This is a genomic window from Mesorhizobium shonense (assembly GCF_040545255.1).
GTDB lineage: Bacteria > Pseudomonadota > Alphaproteobacteria > Rhizobiales > Rhizobiaceae > Mesorhizobium > Mesorhizobium shonense.
In genome coordinates this window covers 16,866-41,228 of sequence record NZ_JBEPLM010000029.1, presented here as the reverse complement: position 1 = coordinate 41,228, position 24,363 = coordinate 16,866, and the positions used below count along the sequence as shown (strand labels likewise).

Here is a 24,363-nt window from a genome sequence, read left to right as displayed (position 1 = left end):
GCGCGCTACTCGGCCGCTTCGCGGATGCCGCCCGACGGCGTGTCGGGAAAGGTGCAGATGACCGTGGTGCCTTTGTCCATGCCGGTCTCGATGCGCACGGTGCCGCCATGCAATTCGACAAAGCTCTTGACGATCGACAGCCCGAGCCCGGCGCCGCGCCGGCGCCCGCCATTGGCGCGCGGCTCGAAGCGGCGGAAGACCGATTCCAGCACGTCCGGCGGCATGCCGGGCCCGTCGTCGTGGACGGAGAACTCGACTCCTCCGGTCAACCGACGGCAGGTGAGCGTGATCGTGCTCGCCTCCGGCGCATAGTTCGCGGCGTTGCTCAACAGATTGTAGAGGATCTGGCGGACACGGATCTCGTCGCCATGGAAGCTCTTTGGCGCCGAGGCCGCGTCTATTGTGAGCTTGATCGAGTGCTCCTCCAGCCGGTCGGCGACCAGCTCGGCGGCTGCCGCGATGGTCCTGTCGATGCTCATCTCGGAAATGTCGAGCTGCATGATGCCGGCATCGACCGTCGCCAGGTCCAGTATGTCGTTGACGATGGTGAGCAGCACCGAGGACGACGAGCCGACATGCTCGACATATTCGCGCTGCTTCGGTGTCAGCGGTCCCGTCGTCGGTAGCGACAAGAGCTCGGTGAAGCCGATGATGTTGGTCAGCGGCGAGCGCAACTCGTAGGAAACATGCTGCACGAACTCGTTCTTCAACTGATCGGACTTCTCCAGCGCCTCGTTCCTGTCCTTCAGCGCCCGCTCGACATTGACGGTGTCGGTGACGTCGACGAAGGTCATCATCACCTGGCCGTTGGGCAGGTGGATCACGGCATAGCTCAGCACCGTGCCGTTGACCAGTTCGGTCTGGCCGCGGCGGTCGCGGCGCTCGTCGTCGAAGCCGGTGATGGCGGCGACGAAGCCGCTCCAGGGACTGTCGGGTGCGCGCCGGTCGCAAAGATCGCGGATCGCCGAGACATGGACGTTGGGCTTGATCGTCTCCGCCTGCAGCCCCCACAGGGTGACGAAGGCTGGGTTTGACAGGCGAAGCCGTCCGTCCGGCCCGAACACCGCCACGCCTTCCGCCAGATTGTCCAGCGTCTCGCCTTGCACGCGCACGGCGGTCTGATAGCGGCTTTCGAGATCGATCTTCTCGGTCAGGTTCTCGAATACCCAGGTGACGCCGCCCTTGGGCTGCGGATTGGCGACCACGCGGATCGTCTTGCCGTCCGGCAGGTGCCACCAATGTTCTTGCGATTCGACGGCGCGATAGGCGCCGAGCAGGTTCTCCTTCCAGCGCCGCCATTCCGGCTGCTCGGCGATCTTGCCTTCGCTGCGCAGCCGGTCGAGCAGCAGGGCGTTGTCGGGCGCGCTGTGTAGGAAACCGCTGTCGAGGCCCCACAGCTTCTGGAATGCCTGGTTGAAGAAGCGCAGCTTCTCGTCCGTGTCGAAGATCGCCACAGCCGTGTTGAGCTGGTCGAGCGTGTCGGCGTGGCTGCGCACGGTCCGCTCGTATTCGGCGCGGATCGTCTCGATGGCGCTGATGTCGCAGGCCAATCCCGCCGAGCTATCGGCGTTGGCGAAGTCGGTGACCGAAAACATGCGGCGATCGCCCTCGATCACCGTCGACAGCGTTTGCTCGAAGACGGGACGCGACTTGTGCTGCTCGGCGATCTGCTCACGCGCCTGTCCGCCGAGGAACTCCTTCGCTTCGCGCACCGCGGCGCCTGCGCTTTCCGCTTCCACCGCCTCGGCATAGGCGCGGTTGACCCAACTCAGCCGCCCGTCGGCCGAGCGCAGCCATGCCGGCATCTTCAGCGCGTCGAGCAGGCCGAGCATGGTGTCGTAGTCGGCGCTGAGCCGCTGGTTCTCGATCTGCAGCCGGGCCTGGCTGCGCAGCGTTTCCGACAGCGAGATGAAGCGAACCAGCACATGCGCGGCGCTCTTTCGGCCATGCACTTCCAGCGGAATGCCTGCCTGCGTCTCGATGACGAGGTCGAAGGCCTTCGACCCGTCGCGGAGCGCAGCCACGGCGTTCTCGAGCGCCGCGGCCGAGCGCGGCATCAGCCAGCGGCCGAAGGCGAGGAAGGCGGACCTCTCGTCCGGCGCCCCGCTTTCCAGCGGCAGGCTGCCGATCAGCTCCGGCTTCTTGTTCTCGGAAGACCAGACGACGACGCGCTGGTCGCGCAAATTGAGCAAGGCCTCGGAACGCTGCAGGGCCGCGTTCACATCGGCGATGCGGGCTCTAAGCTCGGTATTTTGCGCCGAAGTGCGCGCCCGCTCGCGGATCAGGAAGATGGCCGAGACAAGGGCCGCGCCCATGACGCCGACGAACATGGCAAGCTGCATCACCTCGACGGTGCTGACCGCCGGGGCCGCCCTCTGCGCGATGCCGGTGTCGGCATGCGCCGCAAGGCCAAGCAGCGGGCCCGAAAGCGCGGAGGCGGAAAGAAGCGCGCCGAGGCGAACGCCGGCACGCCACGGAAAGCCGCCGCCTGACGCGGCGGCGCCGGTACCGATCGAATCCTCGTGGCCGCCGGAAACGGCCTTTCCCGCGCGTGGCGGGTTGTCCCCCGGCATGTCTTGGTCCTCTTCGCCGCTTGAATGCAAGACCGCCCTGAATGCGTTCCCGGCCCAACTGTCCCCGGACCGCGAATCACAACAATAACGCCTGCCGGAATCGGCGTGAAGAATCATAGGCGCAAAAAATGAAGCCAGGTGGAAAGTCAACACCCGGCTTCAATATATTGTAGATATTTTCGCTTTGGTTAATAGCGGTAGTGTTCCGGCTTGTACGGACCCTGCGGCGTCACGCCGATATAGGCGGCCTGTTCACCCGACAGCTCGGTGAGCCTGGCGCCAAGCTTGTCGAGATGCAGCCGCGCCACCTTCTCGTCGAGGTGCTTGGGCAGCACATAGACCTGGTTCTGGTACTGGCCGTGCTTGGTGAAGAGCTCGATCTGCGCCAGCACCTGGTTGGTGAACGAGGCCGACATGACGAAGCTCGGATGGCCGGTGGCGTTGCCGAGGTTGAGCAGCCGGCCTTCGGACAGAAGGATCATCCGCTTGCCGTCCGGGAAGGTGATCATGTCGACCTGCGGCTTGACGTTGGTCCATTTCAGGTTGCGCAGCGACGCCACCTGGATCTCGTTGTCGAAGTGGCCGATGTTGCCGACGATCACCATGTCCTTCATCGCCCGCATATGGTCGAGCGTGACGACGTCCTTGTTGCCGGTTGTGGTGATGACGATGTCGGCGGTGGGCGCCGCGTCTTCCAGCGTGACCACCTCGAAGCCGTCCATCGCCGCCTGCAGGGCGCAGATCGGGTCGACTTCGGTCACCTTGACGCGGGCGCCGGCGCCGCGCAGCGAGGCCGACGAGCCCTTGCCGACGTCGCCATAGCCGCAGACCACGGCGACCTTGCCGGCCATCATGGTATCGGTGCCGCGACGGATGCCGTCGACCAGCGATTCCTTGCAGCCGTATTTGTTGTCGAACTTCGACTTGGTGACGGAATCGTTGACGTTGATCGCCGGGAAGGGCAGCAGGCCCTTCTTCTGCAGCTGGTAGAGACGGTTGACGCCGGTGGTCGTCTCCTCGGTGACGCCGCGGATCGCTTCCCTCTGCTTGGCGAAGAAGCCCGGCGAAGCCTTCATGCGCTTCTTGATCTGGGCGAACAGGATCTCTTCCTCCTCGCTGCCCGGATTGGACAGCACGTCCTCGCCGGCCTCGGCGCGCGCTCCGAGCAGGATATACATGGTGGCGTCGCCGCCATCGTCGAGGATCATGTTGGAGGTGCCGCCGTCGGCCCACTGGAAGATCCTATCGGTGTAGTTCCAATAGTCCTCGAGCGTCTCGCCCTTGATGGCGAACACCGGAATGCCGGCCTCGGCGATCGCCGCGGCGGCGTGGTCCTGGGTCGAGAAGATGTTGCAGGAGGCCCAACGAATGTCGGCGCCCAGCGCCTTCAGCGTCTCGATCAGCACCGCCGTCTGGATCGTCATGTGCAGCGAGCCGGTGATGCGCGCGCCCTTGAGCGGCTTCTTGTCGCCGAACTCCTCGCGGCAGGCCATCAGGCCCGGCATTTCGGTTTCGGCGATCTCGATCTCCTTGCGGCCCCAGCCGGCAAGCGAAATGTCGGCGACCACATAGTCCTTGCTACCCGTCATGGCAGTGCTCCGGTGTGATTGTCTCAAAAGCGCGCCGGCGCCGGGACGGCGCATGGAGGGGCGCGGATTGCCGGCCTGACTAGCAGATCGGCCGCCAAACGACAATGGGATATAAAGAAATCTTTATTCGTGCATGTCTTCGAGGCAATGCACATCGCCCAAAAGTGCCCGGCGGTTTTGGGATAACGACATGCATTTGGACTGGGTCCTGCTCATGAGCGATGAACAGACACGCGTGTCAGATGCCATTCAGCCCCGCGACCGACCCGCGATCTTGGGTCATGTGAACATGACGGCCGCGGCAAGGATGCGGGCTGGGGTTTCGCCAGGCCCAAGCTGGGGCACTGCGCGCAGAGGCCAGCCCGTGTTGCCTACCTGGTGACTTCAAACGAGGCCCACATGCCGGCGGCGAAGTGTTTCGGCTGATTGCAGATCAGCAGGTACTTGCCCGGCTCCAGGGTCACGGTCAGCGTGCCCGATTTGCCCGGGGCGAGGTCGGGAACCTCCCCCCTGTCGTCAGCCTTGCTTTCGTCCACCTTGGCGTCGCTTACGACATAGGGAAGCGGTTGCGCTGGATCCTTTAGATGCATGACGATCATCTCGTGGACGGTATCCTTCGAGGTGTTGGTGACCTTGAACGATATGACGCCCGCCGGCGCGCTGGATCGCGACGCCCTCACCCCCTGCGTCGCTTTTGACAAATCGAGGCCCGGCGCCTGATAGGTCATGCCGGTCCTCATCACCATGCCCGCGCCTTGGTCCCAAAGCCGAACATCTACCGCTGTTGTCGCCGACGCTGCGGTCGACGACAAGCCAAGCGCCATCGCCGCCGCAAATGCAGCGCTTCCAAGGAGTGCCATTGGATTCCTCCGATTTAGAGAGCGCCATGCCGTTGCGTTGCCGCTACCTCAAGCGGCCCTGTGGCGAGGCTTGCTCTATATTTGTGGGCATTTCCTGCCCTACTCTAAGGACAACGCGTGTTCCGGCCCGGTTAGTCCCGAGCTGCTCTTTCACATTTGACGCCCACGTCCTCCCGGACATGACGGCCTGGCCTTGCTGCCGTGCTGGATTGTAGCGGCGCGAGAACTCGGCCAACGAGATCGCCCATAGGTGCCTCGCCCTGCATAAAGCCAAAAAACTTGCTCGTCAGATTTCCTCGCCGAAGCGCGAGGCGACCAGCTGCTCCAGCGCGTCCATGGCCGGCGCGGCTTGCGGGCCGGTGGCGGTGACGCGGATGGAATAGCCGGGGCTTGCCGCCAGCATCATCAGGCCCATGATCGAGGTGCCGCCGACCTTCACGCCGTCCTTCTCGACATGGATGGTGGCATCGAAGCCGCTGGCGACCTGGACGAACTTGGCCGAAGCACGGGCATGCAGGCCGCGCTGGTTGACGATCGGAAACTCCCGCACCACCTCGTCCTTCTCCGGCGCATGGGCGTTCATTTGCTGCTCAGAAGCTGGCTGGCGACGTTGATGTATTTGCGGCCCGCGGCCTGCGCCTCGTCGAGCGCGGCGGCCATGTTGTCGCCCTTGCGGACCGAGGAGAGCTTGATCAGCATCGGCAGGTTCATGCCGGCGATCACCTCGGTGCGGCCTGATTCCATGACAGAGATGGCGAGGTTGGAAGGCGTGCCACCGAACATGTCGGTGAGCACGATGACGCCGGCCCCGGTATCGACGCGCGCGACCGCGTCGACGATGTCGGCCCGGCGCTTCTCCATGTCGTCGTCGGCGCCGATCGCAACCGTTTCGAAACTGTCCTGTGGCCCCACCACATGTTCTACGGCATGCCGGAACTCGGTGGCGAGTTGACCGTGCGTCACGAGCACGAGTCCGATCATTCTTTGGTGGCTCCCGTCATCGCCGCTTTACAGGCGTATCTTATGTTCGCCAACCATTCCAGGCGGCGGGAGCGCTATCTTGTCGACGCACGGCCGGTTGACAAGCCCAAAATTGCGACGGCCCGGGCCATTTTGACGCATTGCAGCAAAAAACCCGGACCGGATCATGAAAAAGGCGGCATCGACAGCCGCGCCATCACGGCCGGCAACGCCGTGGCGGCGTTGCGCTCGGCAAGGTCGATGCGCGGCACCGCGCAGCCCGCGACCGGCTCGCTGATCTCTTCCTGGAAACGAGCCATTTCTTCCTTCGGCACCAACCGGATATGGAGGTCGATCACGCCGCCCGGCTCGAAAGGCAGCCGGCACGGCATGAAGCCCGGCACTTCGGCAAGGCCGGCGATGGCGGCCGGCGCCCGGCAGACCAGCCGCCCGCCATGCGCGGCGGCAAGCAGTCTGTCGTCGCTGATCAGCCGCGAAAACAGCCCGCGGACCCGGCAATGGTCGATGAGCGTCAGCGCCAGCGTCGTCTTGCCGGCGCCGGACGGCCCGGTGATGAGGACGCCGCGCTCGCCGATGAGGACCGCGGTTCCATGGATATTTTCAGGCTTCACGGCAGGGTCGGGCATGATTGTGTCTCGGTATCGTGACTCGGTATCGTGTCCGGGACCGGAGATCAGCCTTCGGCCGGCAGCGTCACCACGAAGCGCGCGCCCTTGATCTCGCCGGGCTTGGTGCCGGGGATGTTTTCCGCCGTCAGCGTACCGCCATGCGCTTCGACGATCTGGCGGCTGATCGACAGACCTAGGCCGGAGTTCTGGCCAAAAGCCTCGCCGGCCGGCCGGTCGGTATAGAAGCGCTCGAAGATGCGGTCGATCTTTTCGGCCCTGATGCCCGGACCGTTGTCGTCGACGGTGACGATGTTGAACTTGCCGGCGCGCGCCAGCGAGATCGTGATGTGGCCGTGTTCGTCGGGCACGAAGGAGCGGGCGTTCTCGATCAAATTGGTGATGACCTGGCCGATCCTCAGATCATGGCCGACGACGACATAGCCTTTGACGCCCTGCGGCAGCTTGGCGACCTTGAGCTCGATCTCGACCGCCTTCTTGTTGCGCGTCGTCTCGCGCGAGACCGCGATGAGGTCGGTGACGAATTTCTTCAGATCGACGGTTCCCGCGTCTTCCCGCGCGAGCTCGGCATCGAGCCTGGATGCATCGGAAATGTCGGTGATCAGCCGGTCGAGCCGCCTCACATCGTGCTGGATGATCTCCATAAGCCGGGCGCGGGAGGTGTCGTTCTTGGCCAGCGGCAGCGTTTCGACCGCGCTGCGCAGCGAGGTCAGCGGGTTCTTGAGCTCATGCGACACGTCGGCGGCGAAGCTTTCGATGGCCTCGATGCGCGCGTAGAGCGCATTGGTCATGTCGCGCACGGCGATCGACAGGTTGCCGATCTCGTCCTGCCGATCGGAAAAGTCCGGGATCTCCTCGCGACTCTTGACGCCGCGCCGCACCCGCACCGCGGCCGCGGAAAGTCGCCGCAACGGATTGGCGATGGTGGAGGCCAAAAGCAGCGAGAGGATGGCGGTGACGAGCGCCGCGATGCCGAACACGCGCAGGATCGCCTTGCGTTCGGCCGCGACGATCTTGTCGATGTCGCCGCCCTCGGTGGACAGCATCAGCACGCCGAGCACGGCGCGGAAGCGCTGGATCGGCACCGCGACCGAGACGATCTGCTCGCCCTGCTCGCTCACCCGCACGATGGTCGAGGGGCCGCCGGTCAGCGCCTTGACCACCTCGGGGAAGGCCGCGCCGTTGCCGCCCGGCTGCTCGTGATAGACGGGCAGGTCCTTGTTGCGGAAGAAGTCGAAGACGAATTTCTCGACGCGCTCCAAGAGGTCCGGCTGCTCGTCATCGACCGGCGGCAGGTCGTAGCGCAGGATCTGGCCACGCGAATAGAGATGGCGCGAGTCGAGCAGAAGGTTGGCGTCGCGATCATAGATGCGGGCGCGCGTGCGGGTCGGCGAGATCAGCCGTCTCAGCACCGGCGCCACGCGCTCGGGATTGATCGGGAAGTCGAGATTGTCGAGCTGGTCGGAACCCGGCCCCAGGCTTTCGCCGGCCTGCAGCTCGAGCAGCTTTTCCGGATCGATGCTGATCGAGTCGGTTTCGACCGTCGCCGAGGCCGCGATGGCGCCGGCGATGATCTCGCCTTGCGTCATCAGGCTTTCGACGCGGGCGTCGATCAGCCCGTCGCGGAAGGTGTTGAGGTAAAGGATGCCGGTGACCAGCACGGCGAGGCCGGCCAGGTTGAGGAACAGGATGCGCCGCGTCAGGCTGGAGAAGATGTGGTGGCCGAGAAACCGGCGCATCGGCACGGTGATCCTCGACACGAATGCGGGCACGATCCGCGGCGGGCGCCTTGTCGCGCCCGCCCGCCTGCCTCGCTCTATCTCAACTGCCATCGAATAGCAGGCCCTGCTTAGTTAGTGAGTAGTGAGTAGGCAGTAGGGAATGGAGAAATGGTTGGCTGACCGCGGCCATGCACCATTCAAAACCGACTACCGACTACTCCCTACTGCCTATTCACGCCTCGCGGAACCGGTATCCGACTCCGTACAGGGTTTCGATCATCTCGAAGTCGTCATCGACAGCCTTGAACTTCTTGCGCAGCCGCTTGATGTGGCTGTCGATGGTGCGGTCGTCGACATAGACCTGCTCATCATAGGCCGAATCCATCAGCGCATCACGGCTTTTTACCACGCCGGGGCGCTGCGCCAGCGAATGCAGGATCAGGAACTCGGTCACCGTCAGCGTCACCGGCTCGCCCTTCCAGGTGCAGGTGTGCCGCTCCTGGTCCATCACCAGTTGGCCGCGTTCGAGCGAGCGCGCCTGCTGGCTAGGCGCCTTGGCGGCCGCCTCGCGGGCGCTGGTGCGGCGCAGCACCGCGCGTACCCGCTCGACCAGCAGGCGCTGCGAGAACGGCTTGCGGATGAAGTCGTCGGCGCCCATCTTGAGGCCGAACAATTCGTCGATCTCGTCGTCCTTTGAGGTCAGGAAGATCACCGGCAGGTCGGACTTCTGCCGCATCCGGCGCAGGAGCTCCATGCCGTCCATGCGCGGCATCTTGATGTCGAGGATGGCGAGGTTCGGCGGACGCGCCGCCAAACCTTCCAGCGCCGACGCACCATCCGTGTAGGTTTCGACGCGGTAGCCTTCGGATTCGAGCGCGATCGACACCGAAGTCAGGATGTTGCGGTCGTCATCGACAAGCGCGATTGTTGCCATTTCAAGCGGCTCCCTCATGAGCGGTCCCTTCTGTCGTCGAGAAGGGGCTTTTGCAGGACAAATTGGGTACAAAATGTGGCACGGGCCCAGTCCGAAGTCACGGGGGGCCTGCCGCTACACACGATCGCACCCGTTACGGGATTGGACGAACGAAGCCTGCCAATCCTTTGGGCAACCTCTGTGACTTTTTGCACATATAAACGATTTAAACAACTTTCAAATTTTTTAAATCGATTAATGATTTGATATCATTTGGCTTTTCTGGTTCTGAACCGTACCAGCCCGATTGCGGGCTCCGGAACCCACCGGTCGAATGCGGCCAAATCCAGAGAGGAAATTTGATGTCGGAAGCCGGCAAACGCAACCCGGACTGCGCCATTGACGCCATCGGTCTGAAGACCACGGGCGCGGTGCGTTACAATTTCGGCGCCGCCGAACTCTATGAGGACGCGATCCGCCGCGGCGAGGCGAAATTGACGGCGCAGGGCGCGCTGGTTGCCGAGACCGGCCAGCACACCGGCCGCTCGCCGAGGGACAAGTTCATCGTGCGCGACGACAACACCGGCCCGCATGTCTGGTGGGACAACAACAAGGCGATCTCGCCGGCCGAGTTCGAGGCGCTCTATGCCGATTTCCGCGCCCATGCGACGGCCAGGGACCTCTATGTGCAGGACCTCGTCGGCGGCGCCGATGCCGAGCTCCGGTTGCCGGTTCGGGTCGTCACCGAATTCGCCTGGCATTCGCTGTTCATCCGCAATCTCCTGATCCGTCCGCAGGCGGCCGAGCTCGAGCGCTTCGTGCCGGAGATGACGATCATCGATCTGCCGTCCTTCCGCGCCGACCCGGCCCGCCACGGCACCCGCACCGAAACGGTGATCGCGGTCGACCTCACCCGCAAGATCGTGCTGATCGGCGGCACGTCCTATGCCGGCGAGATGAAGAAGTCGGTGTTCACCATGCTGAACTACCTGTTACCGGAAAAGGGCGTGATGCCGATGCATTGCTCGGCCAATGAAGGGCCCGCCGGCGACGCGGCCGTCTTCTTCGGCCTGTCCGGCACCGGCAAGACGACGCTTTCCGCCGACCCATCGCGCACGCTGATCGGCGACGACGAGCACGGCTGGGGTCCGCAAGGCGTCTTCAACTTCGAAGGCGGCTGCTACGCCAAGACCATCAGGCTCTCGGCCGAGGCGGAGCCGGAGATCTTCGCCACCACGCAGCGCTTCGGCACGGTGCTGGAGAATGTCGTGCTCAACGCCGGCCGCGTGCCGGATTTCGACGACGGCAGCCTCACCGAAAACACGCGCTGCGCCTATCCGCTGGATTACATCCCCAATGCCTCGCGGACCGGCCGCGCCGGCCATCCCAAGAACATCATCATGCTGACCGCTGACGCCTTCGGCGTCATGCCGCCGATCGCCAGGCTGACGCCGGCGCAGGCGATGTATCATTTCCTCTCCGGCTATACCGCCAAAGTCGCCGGGACGGAGAAGGGCGTCACCGAGCCCGAGGCGACGTTCTCGACCTGCTTCGGCGCGCCCTTCATGCCGCGGCATCCATCCGAATACGGCAAGCTGCTGCGCGAGCTGATCTCCGGCCACGGCGTCGATTGCTGGCTGGTCAATACCGGCTGGACCGGCGGCGCCTACGGCACCGGCCGCCGCATGCCGATCAAGGTGACGCGCGCCCTGCTGGGCGCCGCGCTGGACGGCTCGCTCAATGCCGCCGAATTCCGCACCGACGCCAATTTCGGCTTCGAGGTGCCGGTGGCGGTTCCGGGCGTCGACGGCGCCATCCTCGATCCGCGCTCGACCTGGGCCGATAAGGCCGCCTATGACCGGCAGGCTGCGAAGCTGGTTGGCATGTTCGCGGTTAATTTCGAGAAATTCGAAAAGCATGTCGACGCAGCCATCTTGGGCGCTGCGCCGCATCTGCAGGAGGCGGCCGAATAGTGTATGTCGCCCAAAGGTGAGCAGCGGTTTTGGGCGAACGACATGCATCGAGACAAAGACTTTAAGCGCGGCGCCCGAATCCATTTTCGTCGCGACGGCTGTTAGTCGCCGTCTCAAGCATCGCTCCTCCGGGGCCCGGCTTGCGCCGGGCCTTTTCTTTTTGCCGCCGCCGCGTCATGACTGCGCGCATGAGCGCCGACGACAGGATCATCATCGCCAATGACGCGGTCATCCATCCGGGTGACCTGCATGAGGATTTCATCCGCTCCTCGGGTCCCGGCGGCCAGAACGTCAACAAGGTGGCGACGGCCGTGCAGCTGCGCTTCGACGCGGCGAATGCTTCCGGATTGTCCGACCGCGTGCGCGAGCGCGCCATCAGGCTTGCCGGCCAGCGTGCCACCAAGGACGGCGTCATCGTCATCGAAGCCGGGCGCTTCCGCACCCAGGAGCAGAACCGCGCCGACGCGCGGGCGCGGCTGACGGCGCTGGTCGCCAAGGCGGCCGAGCCACCGCCGCCGCCGCGCAAGAAGACGAGGCCTTCGAAGGGCGCCGTCGAGCGGCGCCTCAAGACCAAGGCCGGGCGCTCGACGGTGAAGAAGCTGCGCGGCCGGGTCGATAGCGACTGAGAACAGCATCTCGGAACACGAGCGGTCGCTTTCGGGTCGCGGAGCAGTCCCATCGGTGGCATGCTCGGGCCCATTGATCGGATCGGTACCCATGCTGGTTCTGCCCAAGGGCGTTCGCCATATGCCGGGCTATCTGCCGCGCCCGGCGCAGGAAGCGCTAGTCGAGGAGATCCGGCGCGTCGTGCAGGCGGCGCCGCTCTATGTGCCGGCCATGCCGCGCACCGGCAAGGAGATGAGCGTGCGCATGACCAATTGCGGCGCGCTCGGCTGGGTGACGGACCGCGAGCGCGGCTATCGCTACCAGCCAACGCACCCGGTGACGGGGCAGCCGTGGCCGCCGATCCCCGAAGCCTCGCTAAAAGTGTGGCGCGAGGTCTCGGCCTATGCGCATCCGCCTGAGGCCTGCCTCGTCAATTTCTATTCGGCGGACGCCAAGATGGGCTTGCACCAGGACCGCGACGAGCAGGATTTCGCCGCGCCCGTCGTCTCGGTGTCGCTGGGCGACGACTGCCTGTTCCGGGTCAGCCAGACCACGCGCGAAGGCGGCACGAAGTCGTTCAGGCTGAGGAGCGGCGATGTCGTCGTGCTCGGCGGCGAGGGGCGCCTCTCATTCCACGGCGTCGACCGCATCTACCCCGCGACATCGGCGCTGTTGAAAAATGGCGGCCGTATCAATCTGACTCTGCGGCGGGTGACGGTGCCCGGCTGACGGCAATGGCCGGAGCGTTAAAAGCGCGTCGCGCTGAAACGGATTCAGGCGACGCGCTTCAAGCCTTTGTTTTGATGCATGTCGTTGTCCCAGAACCGCTGCACACTTCTGGGCGATATGCATTAAATCGATCCGACCGCGCCGGCTTCGCCGCAGCTAACCGAATCTACAGATTTCTCCCATAGACCAGAGCAATGTCGGGGGAACCGCGCGGCGGCGGCTCGCCTGCAACCGCAGGGAAAGCAAGGACTCGGGGCCGAAAAAGCGATTCCAGCCAGAGCGAAATCGCTTGATGCACTCCGGTATCAGGGCTTGGGCAATGGTTATAACGCGATCAGTTTTCAATCGCGCCGGGGCGATCGTCGGCGCAGCGGCGCAGCTTGTCCGCAGGGATTCGGGCCTTTACCTCACAATTGCCGCCTACACCTTGGCCGGGCTGGTTTTTCTTCATGCCGTCGGCGCGGATGACCGCAGCGCGTACTCGATATATTTTGCGGACTGGATAAAGCTGAACTGTCTGGTGTTCCCCATATTCGTCGTCATTTTTGACGCGATCCTCATCTTGTACCGTTTCGACTCCCGGCGCCCTCTCGTCGTGAAAGCCACGTTTTCCAACAGCCGGTTGGCATATTTCCTGTCCGGACTATGCCTTCTCGTGGCGCTGATGATCTTCCAGGGCACGTTCACGTCGGTAAAAAACGCCATGCCTGTCTGGCAGGGCGGTTTTCGGTTCGATGTCGTGCAGGCCGACATCGATAACTTCCTGCATTTTGGAGTTGATCCGTGGCGCTGGCTCTACGCGGTGGCCAAAAATGACTCGGTGCGCGTCCTGGTAGAGTGGAACTACAACGCCTTGTGGTTCCTGCTCAATTTCACCATCCTGTTCTTTGTCGCGACATCGCCCAAGGCGGCATCAATTCGGACGCGCTATCTGGCCTGCTTCATGGCGGTCTGGATTGTTGTCGGAAACGTGCTGGCCGCACTGTTCCTGTCGGCTGGCCCGGCATTTTACGGCCTCGTGACGGAAGACACCGCGCGGTTTGGCGAACAGCTGGCCTTCCTGGCCAAAGGGCTTGGAGCGCCCAACTCCGCTGTTTCCAATCAGAACTATCTGTGGTCGCTGAACGAAGCCGGGCGGACGGGTTTTGCTTCGGGCATTTCGGCATTTCCCAGCGTCCATGTCGCTTTGGTGACGCTTAATGCGCTGTTCCTGCGCGAGTACAACCGCTATCTCGGCGCGCTGGCGTTCCTCTATGCGGCCTTTGTCGCGGCCAGTTCGGTCTATCTGGCCTGGCACTATGCGATCGACGGCTATGTTGCCGCTTCCGTGACGCTGCTGATCTATGTCGTGGCTCGCAAGCTGGTCCCGGCGGATCGCCGGTTGCCGGCGCCGCGCACGCAACCCGCTGTTCGCCCCGAGGCGGCCCTCGCGATCTCGTGAACCTCGGGACGGGAGCCACGCAATTTTCCGGAATTGCCTCGGTCGACCGACGGCGGGATGGTCAAAGCTTCCGCAGCGCCACTTCCTCGACCAGGTGATTGGCGCCCTTGCGCAGGATAAGGTCGGCGCGCGCCCTGGTCGGCAGGATATTCTCGCGCAGGTTCTTCAGGTTGATGTTGCTCCACAGGCCCTCGGCGATGGCGCGCGCGGCGTCCTCCGAAAGCTGCGAATAGCGGTGGAAGAAGGAGTCCGGATTGCGGAAGGCGGTCTCGCGCAGGCGCATGAAGCGCTGGATATACCACTGGTGGATCAGCTTCTCGTCGGCATCGATATAGATGGCGAAATCGAAGAAGTCCGACAGGAACGGCACGATCTTGCCGTCCTTCGGCAATTTGCCCGGCTGCAAAACGTTGATGCCTTCGAAGATCAGTATGTCCGGCCTGTCGATGGTCTGGAACTCGCCGGGAATGACGTCGTAGGTCAGGTGCGAGTAGACCGGTGCCCGCACGTCACGTTGGGCCGACTTGATGCCGGACAGGAAGCGGAGAAGCGCGCCGACGTCGTAGCTTTCGGGAAAGCCCTTGCGCTCCATCAGATTGTTGCGGCGCAGGATCTCGTTGGGCAGCAGGAAGCCGTCCGTGGTGATGAGATCGACCTTGGGGCTCGACGGCCAGCGCGCCAGCAATTCCTTGAGCACGCGGGCCGTGGTCGATTTGCCGACCGCGACCGAGCCGGCGATGCCGATTATGAAGGGCGTCTTGACCACGTCCTGCGCGTTGAAGAAGGCCTGGCGCTGCCGGAACAGGAGCTGGCTTGCCTCGACATGGGCGGAGAGCAGCCGGGAAAGCGACAGGTAGATGCGCTTGACCTCTTCGAGGTCGACCGGGTCGTTGAGCGAGCGCAGCCGGTCGATCTCGTCTTCGGTCAGCGTGAGCGGCGTGTCGGCGCGGAATTGCGACCATTGCTCGGCGGAGAAGAAACGAAAGGGGGAGTATTTCTCGGTCGGAGCAAGCTGGTCCATCGAGTCTCCTGCCCTCCTCGCCGTCAGTCCCGGGACCGGGACGCCTTTTCGGCGATGCCCGAGCGGCCGGTGCGGCCCTCGAGCTCCTTCAGCACGTCGTCCACAGGAATGCCGGCGATGCCGAGGACGACCAGCCAATGATATAGAAGATCGGCGCTTTCCGAAACGAGGGCCTGCCGATCGCCGCGAATGGCGGCGATCACGGTCTCGACCGCTTCCTCGCCGAGCTTCTGCGCAGCCTTGTCCATGCCCTTGGCGAACAGCTTCGCCGTCCACGACTCAGGGTCGCCGGAATGGGCGCGCTGATGGATGATCGTTTCCAGCTCGGCGAGCGAAAATTGAGCCATAGCAGTCATCTATCTGCTTGTTTAAGCATGATCTTTTCCGAAAACCGGTTCCCACTTTGCGGGATCATGCTTTAAGCCCGATGGACGGCCGAGTCCAGCCGCATCGGCAGGCCGGCTCTGGCCATATGCGCCTTGGCCTCGGCGATGGAGTAGGTGCCGAAATGGAAGATCGAGGCGGCAAGCACCGCACCGGCATGGCCGTCGCGAATGCCCTCGACCATGTGATCGAGCGTGCCGACGCCGCCGGAAGCTATCACCGGCACGCGCACGGCGTCGGCGACGGCGCGGGTCAGCGCGATGTCGTAGCCGGCCTTGGTGCCGTCGCGGTCCATCGAGGTCAGCAGGATCTCGCCGGCGCCGCGATCGACCATCCGCCTGGCGAATTCGACCGCGTCGATGCCGGTCTTCTCGCGCCCGCCATGGGTGAAGATCTCCCAGCGGTCGGCCTCGCCGGCGGCCGACACCTTCTTGGCGTCGATGGCGACGACAATGCACTGGTTGCCGAATTTGTCGGCGGCCTCAGTGACGAAATCCGGGTTCTTCACCGCCGCCGTGTTGATCGACACCTTGTCGGCGCCGGCCAGAAGCAGCTTGCGGATGTCGGCCACCTGGCGCACACCGCCGCCGACGGTGAGCGGCATGAAGCATTGTTCGGCGGTGCGGGCGACGACGTCGAAGATCGTCTCGCGGTTGTCGGACGAGGCGGTGATGTCGAGGAAACAGAGCTCGTCGGCGCCCGCCGCGTCATAGGCCTTGGCGGCCTCGACCGGATCGCCGGCATCGACCAGGTCGACGAAATTGACGCCCTTGACGACACGGCCGTTCTTGACGTCGAGGCAGGGAATGACGCGGGCCTTCAGCATCAGCGCCCCTCCATGGTCGACAGCAGGTCGACCACCAGCTCGCCGACCAGCGGCGGCACGTCGCCTTTCGGGTCGAAGGCCGGATCGTAGGCGGAAATGGTGAGCCCGGCGATGGTCAGCGGCCCGGCAAGGCCGCACATTGCCGTCCGCACCTCGTCGGGCGCCGGACCGCCGGGAGTGGTGTAGCGATTGGCCTGCAGCTCCTCGGGATCATGGATGTCGAGGTCGATATGCATGTGGACCCGTTCGGCGCCGGCGGCTTTCAGCTTCTCCGCGGCGCCTGCCCAGTCCGGGCACTCGGTGCGGATGATCGGCAGCGTCTCCAGCAATTCCTGCTCTGCCGGGTCGAGGTCGCGCGCGTTGACCAGCACGCAACGGGTCGGATCGATCGGCTTGAACCCCGGAATCTGTGCCGCCATCCGCCGCCAGCACAGGCCGAGCACCGTCGCCAGCGCCATGCCGTCGAGAAAGCCGGAGGTGGAAGTATCGGGTGTGTTGAGGTCGCCGTGCTGGTCGGCCCAAATAATGGCGTCCGCGCCTTCGCCGGCCACCGCGCCCGCGCTGGTCAGGCAGTTGCCGGCCAGAACGATGGGGAAGCGCCCATTGTCCAGCGCGATGCGAACCTCGCCCGAAACGGCGTTGCAGACGGCAAATCCGGTTGCGATCTCACGTTCCTGCTCGTCCTCGCTCACCTTGCCGATGTCATGCACGGCGACGTCGTGGCCGGCAAGCTTCAACGCCTCGGCCAGCCCGCCGGCGATGAGCGCGTCGGGGCCCTGGCCGCAGCCGCCGTGATAGTGGCCGCTGTCATAGGACGCCAGGATGATCGAAATGTTCACGTTCTTGCCTCCGCCCCTTCGCCGCGCAGGATCGCCAGTGCTTCCGCCGGGTCGATGCGCCCGTCATAGAGCGCGCGGCCGGAGATCGCGCCTTCGAGCCTCCTGGCATCGGGCATGGTCATGCGCACGATGTCGGCGATCGAGGCGAGTCCGCCGGAGGCGATCACCGGGATCGACACCGCCTCGGCGAGGTCGATGGTGGCGTCCCAGTTGATGCCGGAGAGCACGCCGTCGCGGTCGATATCGGTGTAGATGACGGCGGCGACGCCTGCGCCCTCGAACTTCTTCGCCAGCTCGATGACGCCGAGTTCCGAGGCTTCCGCCCAGCCTTCGACGGCGACCTTGCCGCCCTTGGCGTCGATGCCGACCGCGATCTTGCCCGGGAAGGCCCTGCAGGCTTCCTTCACCAGCTCGGGCTCGCGCACCGCCACGGTGCCCAGGATGACGCGCGCCAGGCCGCGGTTCAGCCAGTCCTCGATCTGCGCCAACGTGCGGATGCCGCCGCCGAGCTGCACCGGGTTCTTCGTCGCCTTGAGGATGGCGCCGACCGCCGCGGAATTGACGCTCTGGCCCTTGAAGGCGCCGTTGAGGTCGACGACGTGCAGCCATTCGAAGCCCTGCTCCTCGAAGGCTCTCGCCTGGGCTGCCGGGTCATCGTTGTAGACGGTGGCAGTGGCCATGTCGCCATGCTTCAGGCGCACGCATTTGCCGTCCTTGAGGTCGATGGCGGGAAAGAGAATCACGGTCAGGCGCCCTCGACGATCACGAAATGGCCGGTCGACGCCGCCAGCCGGAATTTCAAGGCTTCCTGATATTCCGGCGACTCATAGCAGGCGAGCGCCGTTTCGTAGGATGAAAACTCCACCACCACATGGCGGTTCCCCGTCGGCCCTTCCGGACTGGTATAGCGTCCGGCCCGGACCGGGAACTTGGCGCCATATTTGGTGAAGGCTTTTGCGTTGGCCTCGATGTAGTTCTTGTAGGCCCCCGGGTCGCGGACATCGATCATGGCGATCCAATAGCCCTTCTTGCTCATGCTACGGCCTCCATCTCAGGAAATTGGCGATCAGCGCCAGGCCGAGCGCCTGGCTCTTTTCGGGATGGAACTGCGTGCCGGCGAGGTTGTCGCGGGCCACGGCCGCCGTCACCGAGCCGCCATAGTCGGCAGTCGCCAGCACCTCGCCAGGATTCCTCGCCTCCAGATGATAGGAATGGACGAAATAGGCGTGCAGGCCCTTTGGACCGGTCTCGATGCCCGAAAACAGCGGATGCTTGCGTTGAAGCTCGATCGTGTTCCAGCCGATCTGCGGGATCTTCAGCGCCGGATCCGTCGGTGTGATTTCCTTGACGTCGCCGGAAATCCAGCCGAAGCCCTTGGTGATCGTCTTCTCGAGGCCGCGTTCCGACATCAGCTGCATGCCGACGCAGATGCCGAGGAAGGGCCGTCCTTTGCGAAGAGCCACCTCGTCCACCGCTTCCCACATGCCGGCAACGGCATGCAGGCCGGCGGCGCAGTCGGCATAGGCGCCGACGCCCGGCAAGACGATGCGGTCGGCGCTGCGAACCCGTTCGGCGTCGGCCGTCAGGTCGATGGTCGCGGCAATCCCGGCCTCATGCGCGGCGCGCTCGAAAGCCTTGGTGGCCGAGCGCAGATTGCCCGAGCCGTAGTCGATGATTGCTACCCGCATATTCAGGGCCTTCCCGGCGTATGGGTCAGCCCAAGCGCCATGCCCGTCTGGGCGGGGCGCGCCAGGCTCGTATCGGGAACGATGCGCGGCATCGATGTCGGCTCTTCCTCCTGTTCACCGACTTCCAGCACGTAGCGCGCCTCGGCGCCGCCAAGATTGCCGGCCTCGACCACGCCCCATTCACGCCAGCCGCGGCGGCGCAGCGCCGATATCCGCAGGCCCTGCCCCTCGAGCCCGACATAGAGCGACACCAGCAGCGACAGGGCCGATCCGGCCCATTCAAGGCCGAGCTTTTCGCCGAGCACCGACAGGATCGCCATGACGGCGAAGGTAAGCAAGGCCTCGATCCACAACCTGTGCCAGGCGAGCCAGATCGGCGAGAACAGGAAACCGAGCCAGGTGAAGCCGTCGCGGACCAGGGCCGCTTCCTCGGCCTTGTTGCTGCCCGCCGGCGGCTCCATCACGACATAGATGGCCATAGGGCTATCCTTTCAGGGATCCCTTGGTGGACGGCACCGCATCGGGCTGGCGCGGGTCGGGCTCCAGCGCGGCGCGCAGCGCCCTCGCCACCGCCTTGAAGCAGGTTTCGGCGATATGGTGGTTGTTGGCGCCGTAATGGTTGGTCACATGCAGCGTGATGCCGGCATTCTGCGCCAGCGCCTGGAAGAACTCTCGCACCAGCTCGGTGTCGAAGGTGCCGATCTTGGGCGACGAGAAGGCGACGTTCCAGACCAGGAACGGCCGGCCGGAAACGTCGATCGCCGCTCGGGTCAGCGTCTCGTCCATGGCAAGGTCGATCGAGGCGTAGCGCATGATGCCGCGCCGCTCGCCCAAAGCCTTGCTCAGCGCCTGGCCGATCGCGATGCCGGTGTCCTCGACCGTGTGGTGGTCGTCGATGTGCAGATCGCCCTTGGCCTTGACCGTCATGTCGATCAGCGAATGGCGCGACAGCTGGTCGAGCATATGGTCGAAGAAGCCGACGCCTGTCGTGATGTCGGATTTGCCCTTGCCGTCGACATGGACCGAAACGGAAATCTCGGTTTCCCTAGTCTTGCGGCTCACTTCGGCGGAACGCGACGGCATCGCTCTGTCCTTATCCAGAGGTCATGGGCTTGAAAACGAGAGCCTTCTATCAGCATGATCCGGCGATTGCCAGTTGCCATTCCGGACGGTATCGGCCTTGCCGAAGGGCGGTTTGCAATCACTCGCCCCATGCATACATATGGCAATCAAACGTCACTCGTACCGCGCCAATCGCCTTTGAGAAGGGATGGCGCGAATCGGAGCTGGGAATGTCGAATGAACTGACCATGCACGCCACGACCATCATCAGCGTGCGCAAGGGCAACAAGGTCGTGATCGCCGGCGACGGCCAGGTCAGCCTTGGCCAGACCATCATGAAGGGCAACGCCCGCAAGGTGCGCCGCATCGGCAAGGGCGGCAGCGTCATTGCCGGTTTCGCCGGCGCCACCGCCGACGCCTTCACCCTGCTGGAGCGGCTCGAAGGCAAGCTCGAACAATATCCCGACCAGCTGACGCGCGCCTGCGTCGAGCTCGCCAAGGACTGGCGCACCGACCGCTATCTGCGCCGGCTGGAAGCGATGATGCTGGTTGCCGACAAGTCGGTCTCGCTGGCGCTGACCGGCACCGGCGACGTGCTCGAGCCCGAACATGGCGTCATGGCCATCGGCTCCGGCGGCAATTACGCGCTGGCCGCGGCCCGCGCGCTGATGGACACCGACAAGGACGCCGAGGAGATCGCCCGCAAGGCGATGCAGATCGCGGCCGACATCTGCGTCTACACCAACAGCAGCTTCGTCGTCGAAACGCTCGATGCCGCCTGAGGCGGCCGACCATGATCCCAAAAAGTGGGAACCGGTTTTTGGAAAAGATCATGGTCAAACAAGACCATAGCTACGATTTTCGGCCGGTCACCGAGAAGGACTTGCCGACGATCGCCGGCTGGCTGGCCGAGCCGCATGTCGCCGAATGGTGGGACGATCCGCGGAAGGAACTCGCCGAAATCCGCGCGCATATCTCTTCGGTTTCGGTGGAGCCGCTGATCGTCGAACTCGACGGCAGGCCGATCGCCTACCTCCAGAGCTACGATCCGCATCTCGAGGACGACCATCCTTACGCCGACCAGCCATTCGGCACACTGGGCATCGATCTGTCGATCGGCCCGGCGGAACTGCTCGGCATCGGCCACGGCTCGGCGATTGTCCGCCAGTTCGTCGAGGAACTGTTCGAAGAAGGCGCGCCGCGCGTTATCATCGATCCGCATCCGGACAATGGCCGCGCCATCCGCGCCTATGAGAAGGCCGGCTTCAGGCCGATCGGGCGCAGGCGATCGGAATATGGGGACGTCGTGCTGATGGCCGTCGATGCGGCCGAAGCCGACACAGAAGAGGGGGACTGACGACAATGACCGCATCCGGGGAAGACAAGACGCTTTCCGCCTATGAAGACAGCTGGCGGATGGGGCTGCTGCTGGTGCTCGCGCTGGTCATTTTCCAGGCCGGCGCTCTCTACGGCATGGGCCATCCGCCGATCTGCACCTGCGGCTACGTCAAGCTCTGGCACGGCGTGGTGAACAGCTCGGAGAACTCCCAGCACATCGCCGACTGGTACACCTTCTCGCACATCATCCACGGCTTCCTGTTCTATGCGCTGGCCACATTCCTGTTTCCGCGCTCGCCGGTCGGGCTGAGGCTCGCCTTCGCCGTCCTCATCGAAGGCGGCTGGGAGTTGCTGGAAAACAGCCCCTTCATCATTGACCGCTACCGCGCCGGCACCATCTCGCTCAATTACTACGGCGACAGCGTCATCAACTCGGTGTCCGACACGTTGTTCATGGTGCTGGGATTTGTGATGGCGCGAAAGCTTCCTATATCGGTGATCGTTGCCCTGGCCCTCATCTTCGAGTTCGGCACGGGCTACATCATCCGGGACAATCTGACGCTCAACGTGATCATGCTGCTGCATCCGTTCGAGTCCATCAAACAGTGGCAAAGTGGAATTTGAGTATGAGCACCTTCTCCCCCCGCGAAATCGTTTCGGAACTCGACCGCTTCATCATCGGCCAGAAGGACGCCAAGCGCGCCGTGGCGATCGCCTTGCGCAACCGCTGGCGCCGCCAGCAGCTGGAAGGCCAGATGCGCGAAGAGGTGATGCCGAAGAACATCCTGATGATCGGCCCGACCGGCGTCGGCAAGACCGAGATCTCGCGCCGCCTGGCACGGCTTGCCGGCGCGCCCTTCGTCAAGGTCGAGGCGACCAAGTTCACCGAGGTCGGCTATGTCGGCCGCGACGTCGAGCAGATCGTGCGCGATCTGGTCGAGGTCGCCATCGGCCTGGCGCGCGAGAAGATGCGCGAGGACGTCAAGGCGCGCGCCCAGGTCAACGCCGAGGAGCGCGTTCTGGAAGCCCTCGTCGGCAAGACGGCAAGCCCTGCGACCCGCGACTCTTTCCGCAAGCGGCTGCGCGACGGCGAGCTCGACGACAAGGAGATCGAGATCGAGGTGGCCGACACCGGCACCGGCGGCATGCCAGGCTTCGAGATCCCAGGCATGCCCGGCGCCAATATCGGCGTGCTCAACATCAACGACATGCTTTCGAAGGCGATGGGGGGCCGCAAGACCAAGACCCGCAAGACCACGGTGCGCGATTCCTATTCGCTGTTGGTCAATGACGAGTCCGACAAGCTGCTCGACCAGGACGAGGTGGTGCGCCGGGCGCTGGAATCGGCCGAGAATGACGGCATCGTCTTCATCGACGAGATCGACAAGATCGCCTCGCGCGAAGGCGGCATCGGCGCCGGCGTTTCCCGTGAAGGCGTGCAGCGCGACCTGCTGCCGCTGGTCGAGGGCACGACGGTCGCGACCAAATACGGGCCGATCAAGACGGACCACATCCTGTTCATCGCCTCGGGCGCCTTCCACGTCTCCAAGCCGTCGGATCTGCTGCCGGAGCTGCAGGGCCGCCTGCCGATCCGCGTCGAATTGCGGGCGCTGGAGAAGGAGGATTTCGTCCGCATCCTGACCGAGACCGAGGCCAGCCTCATCAAGCAGTACATCGCGCTGATGAAGACCGAAGGCGTCGATCTCGTCTTCACCGACGACGCCATCGATTCGCTTGCCGGCATCGCCGTCGAGCTCAACGCCAATGTCGAGAACATCGGCGCCAGACGCCTGCAGACGGTGATGGAGCGGGTGCTGGACGAGATTTCCTACGACGCGCCGGACCGCCACGGCACGGCGGTCACCATCGATGCCGCCTATGTCGAGAAGCATGTCGGCGACCTGTCGCGGAACACCGACCTGTCGCGGTTCATCCTCTGACAGGCGAGTTCATTTCGGGCCGGCATATAGGTCGGCCCGAAATCCAAACTGTGGCCAAATGGAAGCAACTGGCCACCATTCTTGATGGCGGGCCAAAGCCTTCTCTCGACTCTCCTGCCGCCTTTACCTAGGTTGCCGCCGATTTCGCAAGCAATTTCAGGAAAAGTGTGCAGCGGTTTTCCGTCCGAAATTGTGTAAAAATAAGTGGTTGGAACGGATCGGCGATAGCTGAGCCGGTCCAGGGCGGCGGCGCATGAAGAAGCTTATACTCCTCTTTCTCGGCCTGGCTTTGGCGTTGACCATAATATCGATAGCCGACGCGGCGACGCTGGTGCCGCCGGGCAACCGCAACGGCGTGCAGCCCGACATTCCCGGCGCCTCCAGCCGGCGCACCCAGGCCACCAACACCACCTTCCAGGCCAAGTACCGCAAGGTCTACGCGCTGCTGCAGAACGATGCCGAGCTGCGCGCCAAGATCAGGAAGACGGCGGCGGCCTACGGCATCGATCCGATGCATATCGTCGGCGCCATCGTCGGCGAGCACACCTACAATGTCGACGCCTACGACCGGCTGCAGACCTATTACGTCAAGGCGATGTCGTATCTGTCCAGCAAGCTCACCTTTGCCTATGACGGCGAGGACGTCAGCGATTTCGTTCAGCGGCCGGAATTCAAGAAATGCGCCGGCATGGACGACAGCTACGACCTCTGGGAGTGCCGCGAGCAGGTGTGGAACCATTCCTTCCGCGGCAAAACCGTCGGCGGGACGAGCTTTCCCAATGACCGCTTCGGCGCCACTTTCTTCCAGCCCTACTACGCCGGCCAGACCTTCGGCCTCGGCCAGCTCAACCCGCTGACCGCGCTCCAGATGAGCGACATCGTGCACAAGGTCTCCGGCCTGCCGGAGCTCGACGTCGGAGATCCCAACTCGGTCTACAAGACCATCATGGATCCGGACCTGACGCTGCCCTACGTCGCCGCGACCATCAGGAAGTCGATCGACGCCTACCGCAGCATCGCCGGCTTCGACATCTCGCACAATCCGGGCCTGACCGCCACGCTCTACAATGTCGGCAATCCCGAGCAGCGCGCCTATGCGCTGAAGGAAGAGAACGAGAAACGCCGCGCCGCAGGGGAACCGGAGAAGCTGCCCGAGGAGAATTATTACGGCTGGCTGGTCAACGACAAGCTGGACGAGCTGAAGGCGCTGTTTTAGCGGCGAGTCAACTCTTCTTTGGACGTCGGCGCTGCCC

The 24,363-nt window shown here is 64.1% G+C and carries 26 protein-coding genes; 9 read left to right on the top strand and 17 right to left on the bottom strand.

The features are described from left to right. Positions 1 to 5: 5 nt before the first annotated feature. The 8 genes from ABID26_RS35350 to ABID26_RS35315 all read right to left on the bottom strand — a co-directional run bounded on the left by ABID26_RS35350 (position 6) and on the right by ABID26_RS35315 (position 9,284). Positions 6 to 2,573: a sensor histidine kinase gene (locus tag ABID26_RS35350; RefSeq protein WP_126096858.1), complete on the bottom strand. Its 2,568-nt coding sequence runs from the start codon at positions 2,571 to 2,573 to the stop codon at positions 6 to 8. Positions 2,574 to 2,761: 188 nt separating this feature from the next. Next, positions 2,762 to 4,162, bottom strand: coding sequence for an adenosylhomocysteinase (ahcY, locus tag ABID26_RS35345; RefSeq protein ID WP_126096859.1), 1,401 nt, complete (start codon positions 4,160 to 4,162; stop codon positions 2,762 to 2,764). A gap of 371 nt (positions 4,163 to 4,533) precedes the next feature. Beyond that, positions 4,534 to 5,022, bottom strand: a complete 489-nt coding sequence (locus tag ABID26_RS35340; protein ID WP_245460162.1) for a hypothetical protein — start codon at positions 5,020 to 5,022, stop codon at positions 4,534 to 4,536. Positions 5,023 to 5,308: 286 nt separating this feature from the next. Continuing rightward, the gene (locus ABID26_RS35335) at positions 5,309 to 5,605 is read right to left on the bottom strand and encodes an HPr family phosphocarrier protein (RefSeq protein ID WP_126096860.1); all 297 of its coding nucleotides are present in this window, start codon (positions 5,603 to 5,605) and stop codon (positions 5,309 to 5,311) included. Beyond that, positions 5,602 to 6,003 carry a PTS sugar transporter subunit IIA gene (locus ABID26_RS35330; protein ID WP_125004918.1) on the bottom strand — a complete coding sequence of 134 codons (402 nt, stop codon included), beginning with the start codon at positions 6,001 to 6,003 and terminating at the stop codon, positions 5,602 to 5,604. Before ABID26_RS35330 ends, ABID26_RS35335 begins: the two co-directional genes overlap by 4 nt. Positions 6,004 to 6,167: 164 nt before the next feature. Then, the gene (locus ABID26_RS35325; RefSeq protein ID WP_126096862.1) at positions 6,168 to 6,629 is read right to left on the bottom strand and encodes an HPr kinase/phosphorylase; all 462 of its coding nucleotides are present in this window, start codon (positions 6,627 to 6,629) and stop codon (positions 6,168 to 6,170) included. Between the two features lie 47 nt (positions 6,630 to 6,676). Beyond that, on the bottom strand, positions 6,677 to 8,461 hold the full coding sequence (locus ABID26_RS35320; RefSeq protein WP_292299935.1) for a sensor histidine kinase: 1,785 nt from the start codon (positions 8,459 to 8,461) through the stop codon (positions 6,677 to 6,679). Positions 8,462 to 8,582: 121 nt separating this feature from the next. Then, the gene (locus tag ABID26_RS35315; RefSeq protein WP_006201274.1) at positions 8,583 to 9,284 is read right to left on the bottom strand and encodes a response regulator transcription factor; all 702 of its coding nucleotides are present in this window, start codon (positions 9,282 to 9,284) and stop codon (positions 8,583 to 8,585) included. A 341-nt stretch (positions 9,285 to 9,625) separates the two neighbouring features. On the opposite strand from ABID26_RS35315, the gene ABID26_RS35310 reads away from it, so the two are divergent. From ABID26_RS35310 to ABID26_RS35295, 4 genes are all read left to right on the top strand, one after another. Continuing rightward, complete coding sequence (locus ABID26_RS35310; RefSeq protein ID WP_354418095.1) at positions 9,626 to 11,236, top strand: phosphoenolpyruvate carboxykinase; 1,611 nt, start codon at positions 9,626 to 9,628, stop codon at positions 11,234 to 11,236. Positions 11,237 to 11,424: 188 nt separating this feature from the next. Next, complete coding sequence (gene arfB / locus ABID26_RS35305) at positions 11,425 to 11,862, top strand: alternative ribosome rescue aminoacyl-tRNA hydrolase ArfB (protein WP_126096865.1); 438 nt, start codon at positions 11,425 to 11,427, stop codon at positions 11,860 to 11,862. A gap of 91 nt (positions 11,863 to 11,953) precedes the next feature. Further along, the gene (locus ABID26_RS35300; RefSeq protein WP_354418093.1) at positions 11,954 to 12,571 is read left to right on the top strand and encodes an alpha-ketoglutarate-dependent dioxygenase AlkB family protein; all 618 of its coding nucleotides are present in this window, start codon (positions 11,954 to 11,956) and stop codon (positions 12,569 to 12,571) included. Between the two features lie 292 nt (positions 12,572 to 12,863). Then, positions 12,864 to 14,012 (top strand): phosphatase PAP2 family protein, encoded by a 1,149-nt coding sequence (locus tag ABID26_RS35295; RefSeq protein ID WP_126096867.1) that lies wholly within the window; start codon positions 12,864 to 12,866, stop codon positions 14,010 to 14,012. A gap of 61 nt (positions 14,013 to 14,073) precedes the next feature. On the opposite strand, the gene coaA is transcribed toward ABID26_RS35295, so the two are convergent. The 9 genes from coaA to hisB form a co-directional block, all read right to left on the bottom strand. Then, positions 14,074 to 15,033: a type I pantothenate kinase gene (gene coaA / locus ABID26_RS35290; RefSeq protein ID WP_292299930.1), complete on the bottom strand. Its 960-nt coding sequence runs from the start codon at positions 15,031 to 15,033 to the stop codon at positions 14,074 to 14,076. Between the two features lie 23 nt (positions 15,034 to 15,056). Next, positions 15,057 to 15,380, bottom strand: coding sequence for a phosphoribosyl-ATP diphosphatase (locus ABID26_RS35285; protein ID WP_126096869.1), 324 nt, complete (start codon positions 15,378 to 15,380; stop codon positions 15,057 to 15,059). A 71-nt stretch (positions 15,381 to 15,451) separates the two neighbouring features. After that, positions 15,452 to 16,246 carry an imidazole glycerol phosphate synthase subunit HisF gene (hisF, locus tag ABID26_RS35280; RefSeq protein WP_189521525.1) on the bottom strand — a complete coding sequence of 265 codons (795 nt, stop codon included), beginning with the start codon at positions 16,244 to 16,246 and terminating at the stop codon, positions 15,452 to 15,454. Beyond that, complete coding sequence (locus ABID26_RS35275; RefSeq protein WP_126096871.1) at positions 16,243 to 17,082, bottom strand: arginase family protein; 840 nt, start codon at positions 17,080 to 17,082, stop codon at positions 16,243 to 16,245. The genes hisF and ABID26_RS35275 overlap by 4 nt, the downstream gene beginning before the upstream one ends. Further along, positions 17,079 to 17,825, bottom strand: coding sequence for a 1-(5-phosphoribosyl)-5-[(5-phosphoribosylamino)methylideneamino]imidazole-4-carboxamide isomerase (hisA, locus tag ABID26_RS35270; RefSeq protein WP_292299928.1), 747 nt, complete (start codon positions 17,823 to 17,825; stop codon positions 17,079 to 17,081). Before hisA ends, ABID26_RS35275 begins: the two co-directional genes overlap by 4 nt. Before the next feature lie 2 nt (positions 17,826 to 17,827). Beyond that, positions 17,828 to 18,118: a DUF1330 domain-containing protein gene (locus tag ABID26_RS35265; protein ID WP_126096873.1), complete on the bottom strand. Its 291-nt coding sequence runs from the start codon at positions 18,116 to 18,118 to the stop codon at positions 17,828 to 17,830. A 1-nt stretch (position 18,119) separates the two neighbouring features. Continuing rightward, a complete protein-coding gene (gene hisH, locus ABID26_RS35260) occupies positions 18,120 to 18,770 on the bottom strand; it encodes an imidazole glycerol phosphate synthase subunit HisH (protein ID WP_126096874.1) in 651 nt (216 codons plus the stop codon). 2 nt (positions 18,771 to 18,772) lie between these two features. After that, positions 18,773 to 19,249, bottom strand: a complete 477-nt coding sequence (locus ABID26_RS35255; RefSeq protein WP_126096875.1) for a DUF2628 domain-containing protein — start codon at positions 19,247 to 19,249, stop codon at positions 18,773 to 18,775. A 4-nt stretch (positions 19,250 to 19,253) separates the two neighbouring features. Then, the gene (gene hisB, locus ABID26_RS35250) at positions 19,254 to 19,853 is read right to left on the bottom strand and encodes an imidazoleglycerol-phosphate dehydratase HisB (RefSeq protein ID WP_126096876.1); all 600 of its coding nucleotides are present in this window, start codon (positions 19,851 to 19,853) and stop codon (positions 19,254 to 19,256) included. Between the two features lie 209 nt (positions 19,854 to 20,062). Here hisB and hslV point away from each other — a divergent pair, with 209 nt between their 5' ends. From hslV to ABID26_RS35225, 5 genes are all read left to right on the top strand, one after another. After that, positions 20,063 to 20,614: an ATP-dependent protease subunit HslV gene (gene hslV / locus ABID26_RS35245; RefSeq protein ID WP_126096877.1), complete on the top strand. Its 552-nt coding sequence runs from the start codon at positions 20,063 to 20,065 to the stop codon at positions 20,612 to 20,614. Between the two features lie 50 nt (positions 20,615 to 20,664). Then, positions 20,665 to 21,189: a GNAT family N-acetyltransferase gene (locus ABID26_RS35240; RefSeq protein ID WP_189521411.1), complete on the top strand. Its 525-nt coding sequence runs from the start codon at positions 20,665 to 20,667 to the stop codon at positions 21,187 to 21,189. Between the two features lie 5 nt (positions 21,190 to 21,194). Further along, positions 21,195 to 21,794 carry a DUF2585 domain-containing protein gene (locus ABID26_RS35235; protein WP_126096878.1) on the top strand — a complete coding sequence of 200 codons (600 nt, stop codon included), beginning with the start codon at positions 21,195 to 21,197 and terminating at the stop codon, positions 21,792 to 21,794. A gap of 2 nt (positions 21,795 to 21,796) precedes the next feature. Beyond that, complete coding sequence (gene hslU, locus ABID26_RS35230) at positions 21,797 to 23,110, top strand: ATP-dependent protease ATPase subunit HslU (protein WP_126096879.1); 1,314 nt, start codon at positions 21,797 to 21,799, stop codon at positions 23,108 to 23,110. Positions 23,111 to 23,363: 253 nt separating this feature from the next. Then, the gene (locus tag ABID26_RS35225) at positions 23,364 to 24,326 is read left to right on the top strand and encodes a DUF1402 family protein (RefSeq protein ID WP_126096880.1); all 963 of its coding nucleotides are present in this window, start codon (positions 23,364 to 23,366) and stop codon (positions 24,324 to 24,326) included. Positions 24,327 to 24,363 lie beyond the last annotated feature (37 nt).

Bases quoted from the DNA above. Each gene is read 5' to 3' on its own strand.
- ABID26_RS35350 (WP_126096858.1), bottom strand. From the start codon at position 2,573: ATGCCGGGGGACAACCCGCCACGCGCGGGAAAGGCCGTTTCCGGCGGC.
- ahcY (WP_126096859.1), bottom strand. From the start codon at position 4,162: ATGACGGGTAGCAAGGACTATGTGGTCGCCGACATTTCGCTTGCCGGC.
- ABID26_RS35340 (WP_245460162.1), bottom strand. From the start codon at position 5,022: ATGGCACTCCTTGGAAGCGCTGCATTTGCGGCGGCGATGGCGCTTGGC.
- ABID26_RS35335 (WP_126096860.1), bottom strand. From the start codon at position 5,605: ATGAACGCCCATGCGCCGGAGAAGGACGAGGTGGTGCGGGAGTTTCCG.
- ABID26_RS35330 (WP_125004918.1), bottom strand. From the start codon at position 6,003: ATGATCGGACTCGTGCTCGTGACGCACGGTCAACTCGCCACCGAGTTC.
- ABID26_RS35325 (WP_126096862.1), bottom strand. From the start codon at position 6,629: ATGCCCGACCCTGCCGTGAAGCCTGAAAATATCCATGGAACCGCGGTC.
- ABID26_RS35320 (WP_292299935.1), bottom strand. From the start codon at position 8,461: ATGGCAGTTGAGATAGAGCGAGGCAGGCGGGCGGGCGCGACAAGGCGC.
- ABID26_RS35315 (WP_006201274.1), bottom strand. From the start codon at position 9,284: ATGGCAACAATCGCGCTTGTCGATGACGACCGCAACATCCTGACTTCG.
- ABID26_RS35310 (WP_354418095.1), top strand. From the start codon at position 9,626: ATGTCGGAAGCCGGCAAACGCAACCCGGACTGCGCCATTGACGCCATC.
- arfB (WP_126096865.1), top strand. From the start codon at position 11,425: ATGAGCGCCGACGACAGGATCATCATCGCCAATGACGCGGTCATCCAT.
- ABID26_RS35300 (WP_354418093.1), top strand. From the start codon at position 11,954: ATGCTGGTTCTGCCCAAGGGCGTTCGCCATATGCCGGGCTATCTGCCG.
- ABID26_RS35295 (WP_126096867.1), top strand. From the start codon at position 12,864: ATGCACTCCGGTATCAGGGCTTGGGCAATGGTTATAACGCGATCAGTT.
- coaA (WP_292299930.1), bottom strand. From the start codon at position 15,033: ATGGACCAGCTTGCTCCGACCGAGAAATACTCCCCCTTTCGTTTCTTC.
- ABID26_RS35285 (WP_126096869.1), bottom strand. From the start codon at position 15,380: ATGGCTCAATTTTCGCTCGCCGAGCTGGAAACGATCATCCATCAGCGC.
- ABID26_RS35265 (WP_126096873.1), bottom strand. From the start codon at position 18,118: ATGAGCAAGAAGGGCTATTGGATCGCCATGATCGATGTCCGCGACCCG.
- hisH (WP_126096874.1), bottom strand. From the start codon at position 18,770: ATGCGGGTAGCAATCATCGACTACGGCTCGGGCAATCTGCGCTCGGCC.
- ABID26_RS35255 (WP_126096875.1), bottom strand. From the start codon at position 19,249: ATGGCCATCTATGTCGTGATGGAGCCGCCGGCGGGCAGCAACAAGGCC.
- hisB (WP_126096876.1), bottom strand. From the start codon at position 19,853: ATGCCGTCGCGTTCCGCCGAAGTGAGCCGCAAGACTAGGGAAACCGAG.
- hslV (WP_126096877.1), top strand. From the start codon at position 20,063: ATGTCGAATGAACTGACCATGCACGCCACGACCATCATCAGCGTGCGC.
- ABID26_RS35240 (WP_189521411.1), top strand. From the start codon at position 20,665: ATGGTCAAACAAGACCATAGCTACGATTTTCGGCCGGTCACCGAGAAG.
- ABID26_RS35235 (WP_126096878.1), top strand. From the start codon at position 21,195: ATGACCGCATCCGGGGAAGACAAGACGCTTTCCGCCTATGAAGACAGC.
- hslU (WP_126096879.1), top strand. From the start codon at position 21,797: ATGAGCACCTTCTCCCCCCGCGAAATCGTTTCGGAACTCGACCGCTTC.
- ABID26_RS35225 (WP_126096880.1), top strand. From the start codon at position 23,364: ATGAAGAAGCTTATACTCCTCTTTCTCGGCCTGGCTTTGGCGTTGACC.